The following is a 1448-nucleotide window of genomic DNA, read 5'->3' as shown; positions in this document are numbered from 1 at the left end:
ATATGTACTGCCCCCTAAAAGTTAGACACTTTTAGGGGGCATTTTTATGGATAAACGCAGAAAATACAGTTTTGAGCAAAAATTAGCCATTGTGATGGCAGTTGAGAATGATTATCAATCCGTTAGTTCAGTGGCGAGAGGTTTTGGATGTAGCCGTTTTTGTATCCAGCAATGGCTTGAGCATTATCGAATCGCGGGTGAAGTGGGCTTAAAGTTGCAGGTAGGTTTAAAGGTTTACACGAGTAAATTCAGGATCAAAGTGGTTGAGAAGATTTTAAATAAGGACTTATCTTTGATGGAGGCCAGCTCTATTTTCGGTATCTCAAGTGCTGCTACCATTTATAATTGGCTATGTATATACAAGCGTGAAGGCCGCCAGGGATTGCTAATGATGGGAAGTGGTCAAAAAAAACAACCCATGAAACATAAAACATCGCAAGTTGAACAGAACTTAACACCTGAACAACAAGAATTAGCGGCACTGAAAGCCGAGAACGAATGGTTACGCACGGAAAACGCGTACCTAAAAAAGTTGGATGCCTTAATGAAGGAAGAACAAGCTCAAAACAAAAAGCAAAAAGAGCAAAAGCCATCAGGGAATTAAGGCACGATTACAACCAGGATCTGCTTTTAAAAGCAGCAGGGATGGCAAGAAGTACGTTTTACTATTATCAAAAAAAGCGACAAGACAAAAAAATAAATCTAAAAACTCAAATCCTCCAGATCTATCATCATCATCAAGGCAGATATGGCTACAGGCGAATTATGCTGGCTGTAAGAAAACAAGGCATCATTGTTAACCATAAAACTGTACTGCGAATCATGAGAGAATTGGGGATTAAATCACTGGTAAAAGTAAAGAAGTACAAATCCTATAAAGGGGAGTTGGGCAAAATAGCTCCGAATCTGCTACAACGTAATTTTTATGCTGGCAAACCCAATCAGAAATGGGTAACAGATGTAACGGAGTTTAGTGTAGCAGGAGAAAAATTGTATTTATCACCAATAATGGACTTATATAACAGTGAAATAATCAGCTATACATTGGATAGACGTTGCAATGGTAATCAGACTGTAGAAATGCTAAAAAATGTTTTGTCTAAGCTGCCGGAAAAATCAAAATTAATTATTCACTCTGATCAAGGATGGCAATACCAAATGAAGGCCTGGCAACGACTATTTAAGGGCAATAGAATCAGGCAAAGTATGTCCAGAAAAGGAAATTGCCTCGATAATGCAGCCATGGAGGGGTTCTTTTCAATATTGAAGTCAGAGTTGTTTTATCTGAAAAAATATGATTCAATAATTACACTGGAAAAGGACATTCGAGAATATATAGAATATTATAATAACGATAGAATCAAATTAAAACTAAATGGCTTGAGTCCAATACAATATCGAACTCAAGCCGCCTAATCAAAAAAGTCTAAACTTTGGGGAGCAGTACA

Annotated in this window: 2 protein-coding genes; both read left to right on the top strand. The window is 37.4% G+C overall.

The annotated features are described in order from the left end of the window. Nucleotides 1-46: 46 nt before the first annotated feature. A complete protein-coding gene (locus ACLHR0_RS31600) occupies nucleotides 47-604 on the top strand; it encodes a transposase (protein WP_436491693.1) in 558 nt (185 codons plus the stop codon). Beyond that, nucleotides 499-1416, top strand: a complete 918-nt coding sequence (locus tag ACLHR0_RS31595) for an IS3 family transposase (protein ID WP_436491692.1) — start codon at nucleotides 499-501, stop codon at nucleotides 1414-1416. Before ACLHR0_RS31600 ends, ACLHR0_RS31595 begins: the two co-directional genes overlap by 106 nt. Nucleotides 1417-1448 lie beyond the last annotated feature (32 nt).

This window comes from Chitinophaga sp. ARDCPP14 (assembly GCF_051362515.1).
In the GTDB taxonomy this organism is placed as follows: domain Bacteria; phylum Bacteroidota; class Bacteroidia; order Chitinophagales; family Chitinophagaceae; genus Chitinophaga.
This window is presented reverse-complemented; position numbering and strand designations above follow the sequence as displayed.